This window comes from Haloferax sp. Atlit-4N (genome assembly GCF_003383025.1).
Lineage (GTDB): Archaea > Halobacteriota > Halobacteria > Halobacteriales > Haloferacaceae > Haloferax > Haloferax gibbonsii.
In genome coordinates this window covers 687-5723 of record NZ_PSYY01000020.1, presented here as the reverse complement: position 1 = coordinate 5723, position 5037 = coordinate 687, and the positions used below count along the sequence as shown (strand labels likewise).

The 5037-nt window shown below is 55.6% G+C and carries 2 protein-coding genes and 1 pseudogene; all 3 read right to left on the bottom strand.

Annotation, left to right across the window (positions count from 1 at the left end; translation table 11 throughout):
- Window positions 1-50 precede the first annotated feature (50 nt).
- Complete coding sequence (locus C5C07_RS22260) at window positions 51-494, bottom strand: hypothetical protein (RefSeq protein ID WP_115806023.1); 444 nt, start codon at window positions 492-494, stop codon at window positions 51-53.
- A 405-nt stretch (window positions 495-899) separates the two neighbouring features.
- On the bottom strand, window positions 900-4376 hold the full coding sequence (locus tag C5C07_RS20170) for an AAA family ATPase (RefSeq protein WP_115806022.1): 3477 nt from the start codon (window positions 4374-4376) through the stop codon (window positions 900-902).
- A pseudogene (locus C5C07_RS22020) lies at window positions 4373-5037 on the bottom strand (DNA repair exonuclease); the annotation flags it as partial. The gene C5C07_RS20170 and the pseudogene C5C07_RS22020, both read right to left, overlap by 4 nt.

The window sequence follows — 5037 nt, the reverse complement described above, 5'->3', positions numbered from 1 at the left end:
TCGCTGAAACCGTACGACAGGCAGAGTGAGTTGATACCATAGCGGGAGGGTCAGCCTTCCCAGAATGCACGCTGCCTAGCTTCAATCTCGACAAGGGCCATCGAGAGGACATCACGCCAGTCTCCTGGGTGGGATGAATCGTCTCCAGGCGCCGGTGCATCTGGCCCCGGATGGATGTGGTTGCGGGCATTGTGGTCCGATGGATGACGGTCCCATCGGTGACCGAATGCTCTTTGCTCGTGATCGTGGTAGTGTAGCGAAAAATCGCCGTTCTCGAACCAGACAATCTCTACCCGAGCAGTTTGAACATTCGATGGGTAGAACCGTGTATCGTACACACAGACTAGCCGTTCAGGGGCGAATTCAGGTTGATCAATGATCTGAGTAAACCGCTCGTCGGTACCAAACCGACCTCGGATGACGTCCAAGCGGTCAAAATCAACTGGGGCACCAGAGACTGAGTTAGATTCACTACTCTCATCCCGCCCTATCATACCAACGGTCGCTGATCAGCAGCGTCGCCCGACTCGGTTGTTAATGCCCGTTCAAGAAGGCCGACCCAGCGGCGAGCCGTCTTCCACGCAGAAACGGCCTCCCAAACATCCTCTATCGATTGGACAGTAGGGATCAAGCCCCGAGGCACTCGCCTTGTTTATCAGTAGACCATCAGAACTCAGAGTGTCCTGGAGGCGCCAGTCACCGTTTCCGGAGAAACGAGTCAAAATGCAGGTAACTCGTCACTAGGTTTGATTCAAGCGCAAGATCCTCGTTGAGAAGACACGTACCCCTTCCATCCTCCAAAGTTGTGTGATTAGCTTGCATCCATGTCTTCATTGGTGGGATAGAGACCCGAAAACGATGGGTAGCAAGGAACAAGAACCGAAGTCAGTGACAATATGTCAGTTATTTTTCACACGTGAAAGGAGGTTCTCAGTCCTGTCTTTGGCCTCTTCTCGGGGGACACCTTCGTCGACGTAGCGCTCGATAACGCGGGCACGAATCTGGCCACGATCCAAGGTATCACGAGGTTCAATGTAGCCGTTCTCTTCGAGATACGTCTCCAATTCGTTCGCTTTCCCACTACGGAAGCGATTCACTTCGCCATTGTGTAGGGCATTGACAATCTGTCTCCCATCACCATTGACCGATTCGGCAAGTGCAGTAACTTCGTCGATGAAGTTACCGCTCACGGCGCCAGAAGCGTCGAGAACCTCCCGATCAACAGGCTCGCCACGACCTACCTTCCAGGCATCGATGAACTCTTCAAGCGCCGCAGCGTTCTTTTTGGCTACCGGTATCTGGTCGGAACCTACTGAGTAGAGATCTCCGTTACCCCACTGGAGCAGGTTGTTCAACTGCCCCCAGCGCTCGATTCCGAGCTCCATGAGTTGATGGAGGGTTTCGACATCATCGACAACGTACCACAGGTGCGCGGTCCCAACACCATGGTGCGGATTGAACGGGTCAACCTCAAGTTCGTCCCCATATGAGGCATGGTTGTGGCCGGCTGGAGTGGGTGCCTTCGGAGTGAACGATTCGATAGATTCCAGATCGGGAATATGGACGGAGTCGTCGACATCGCGAACGCTTGCGAGGTCGATGATTTCGTGCTCAACGCCGTCCGCACTCTTCAGTGCAGTATTCCACTTTGCTACTTCGTCGCCTTGTGCGGTGAAATAGAAGATTTGACGACCGTTTCGGGCGAGTTCAATCGTCGACTCGATGATTGTCTTTGCCCTGCGGTCGTCGGTGTTGGCAAGTGTCTCGTCGAAGAGGAGTGGGATTCGAACTCCCTGTTCTTGCTGTTCGACGAAAGCGAGACGGACTGCGAGCAAGACTTGCACTCGAGTGCCGCTCGAAAGCTCATTGAGCGCAAGCCCCTTCTGTTTGGATTCGTCGAACACACGGAACTCGGCTTCGTTCTCGTCGAAGTCCAATCGATATTGGCCTCGGGTGATTGTTGACAGGATGCTACGAGCACGCTTGAAGACGTCCGGGCGACTAGTCTCCATCGTTGCCTCCTGAACGTGATTTACCAGTACATCGCCGACCATCGCAGCACAGTCACTGTCAAGTTGGTCTCTTAGATCATCGAGCGCCCGGTCACGCTCTGCAAGCGCCGTTTCAACTTGATCGTCTGATTGCGCCTGTCTGATCTCCGCCTTGATATCGGCAATCCGGGACTGCAGGTCGTCGAAATCTTCGGCAGTTCGTTCCGCCTCGCGGAGGGCTTCTCTGAGGTCGGCAACCTCTTGCTCTTTGAGTTCTGGTTCGAACTCTGGGTAGTTTTCGAGTTCTTCGGCCTCCGTGTTCGCCCGGATCTCGGCCTCTCGTACTGCCTCCCCAGCTGAGTCATATGATTCGACCTGCTCACAGAGCTCCTCTAACCTATCGTGGTCCTCGGAGCCGACATCCAGATTCGCAAAGATTTCGTCGCGTTCGTCTTCCAGCGCATCTATTTTCTCGGTCGCTTCCTGAATTGTCCCAACAGCTTGGTCGAGGTCCCTTTGTGCAGCTTCGCGTTGCTGTTCACGGTTCTCGAGGTTCCGGATTGCCTCGGTCGCCTCGCCGGAACTCTGGATGGCGTCGTAACCGTAAGGACCGAGTTTCGTTTGGAGTTGCTCGCGGGCGGTCGCAATCTGCTCGTCGACGGTTTCGATGCTCTCTTCGATCCCTTCAACCTCGTCGTGGGCTTGCTGCCAGTCGAGTACTCGCTTAGATATCACGGCGAGTTCGACATCAGACGCATCTGGCGCGGCACCCAACTGGTCTTGGAGTTTGGCTCGCGTTTCCTCCAGATCCCGCTCTTTCTGTTCGAGAGTGTCTGAATCCGTCGCCAAGCTATCGCGCCATTCGGAACGTCGCTCGGCCAGCTTGTGCTCTGCGATTGCGTCATACAGTCCGATCAGCCGAGACCGGACCTCGTCTTCGTTCCACGCCGCCGGCGATTTCAGGCCGGTTTTTTCGAACGACTCGCGATGCGGCTCTTGAGAATCCCCTCTATCTGCGAATTGTGAACGGACGCGCAACCCGTACCAGAAAACACCAGCGGCGACTAGCAGGATAGAAAACAACAGTGGGTGCACCAGTAGACCCAGTGCGATGCCCGTCGAGGCAAGAGAAACGGCCGAAAACACAGCGATTCGGAATGCTTCCGAACCGTCGTTCGACTCAGTAGAAACGGAAGCAGCCAGCCACTCCTCCAGCGACTGGCTCGCACGTTGGAGAGTGGATAAATCGGTGTCAGGATACTCCTCGTCCTCCAGTAGTCGCTGGACGGCCTTCCGGGTTTCACGCTCTGATTGGAGTTCCTCAGCCTCTCGTGCGAACTTCGAGACAGTCTTCCACGTAACGGGTTCCAGGCCAACGAGGTCCTTAGTGTCGACATCTAGTGGAATGTCCTCTCGGGCAGTTTCCCGCCGTCGTTGGGCGTCAGCCAAGTCTCCCTGGAGATCTCGCTTTTGGTCCTCCGCAGAATCAAGGTCATCACGACGCTGCTTCAGATGGTCGACACGTCCTATCGGAAGGCCTTCTTCAGGTAGATCGGCCTCGTCAAGCCGTTCCTGAGCGTCCGTTTTCGTTTCCTCTGCTTCATCTTTTTTATCAGTCCACTCGTCGATGTCGGTCTCGAGGGATCGAACGCGTTCGATTTCGTCCCCGTCGACCTGCTCTAAGATATCGGGGAACTTGTCGAGCCTGGATTCTGCCTGCTCCAGTTCGTTTCTCGCCTGTGCGTAGTCTATTGCCTGCTCGAACAGTTTGGATCGTTTTTGTACTCGACGCGCCGCCTCCAGTTCACTACGGAGCCGAGAAAGTTCGTTCTGCTCTTGGCGTAGTTCGGAAACGTCGTTTCGTGCCTCACGCAACTTCTGAATCGCTCCCGTTGCGTTCTGTACGACGTTCTTATTGGCTTGACTCGGGGAGCCCGAATAATCGAGTTCGTCGTATGCTGCGGAGAGATCATAGCCACCTGCTGATTCTCGCTCGATTATCTCGGCGAACGATTCGTTGTTATTGTCTCGCTGGAGCAGGTCGTGGAGAGAGAGACGGTAGCGGTCGCGTTGGTCGGCTGAAGGAAGGCTCGGACCGTTCGTCTCCTGGCCGTCACGTTGGTAGCTTGGGCGCCCATTGTCGACTTCGACTCGCCAGTCTTCACCGTTCAGCGAGAGCTGTCCTACGAGAGACACACGTTCGTCGGCAGTCTCGGGCCAGCAAAGCCATTCGAGTGACTCCGCGAGCGTCGTCTTTCCTGCCGCATTCGGTCCATGAACGACATTGATGCCGGAGCACAGGTCGTCGACAGAGAAGCCGCCAGTTTCGAATCCAGGAGCTTGGACGATCTGGATTTCCTCGAAGCAGATCGGGTCTCGGGTCACGCGTTACCCTCCTTTTGGCTGAGTAGGGTATCAAGCAATACCCGTGCCTGCTGTTCGAGATGCTCTATAGCGTCAGTGTCGTCCGGATCTTTGAGTTCGGTTTCGCGTCGAAGCGGGTTGTATGCGTTCGCACTCTGAGCCCGCCGTACCGCTGCTAATGAGTCATCGACTACGGCACCGTAGGTCTCGCGAGGATCGCCGTTCTCGATCTCGAGCAGGAGGTCAGCAAGGTACGCAGCTGCATTGTCCCCTTCTGCAAGGTCTTCGAGATCAATTGCCGGGCGGGTATCGATGTCAATCGACTCGATCCGGATCGAAACCGATCCCTCCCGGAATCCTAGGTCACGCTCCATCGACCGATGCTGATCGACAAGCGCCGAATGCGCATCCGTCCGGCCGGTAAGATGAACTCGAACGAGGCTGAGTTCCAGTGATCTCGTATCGAGTTCAGATCGAACGTGTTCCTTGATTCCCTCCGAAATGACTGAGGTCGCTTCTTGCGAGTCGTCTACCCCGGAGAGGTCAACCGAAACCCGGTCGTAGCGAATGGTTGCCAGGGGAATCTGTTCAGCACGTGCGTCTCCGTTTTCAGGTATCGTGATCATCCACGGGCCATGTGCCCGCTGTTCTCCTGGATCGAGAGGTTGTGGAGACCCGGAGT

Coding starts and splice junctions, on each gene's coding strand:
- C5C07_RS22260 (WP_115806023.1), bottom strand. CDS start 494: ATGATAGGGCGGGATGAGAGTAGTGAATCTAACTCAGTCTCTGGTGCC.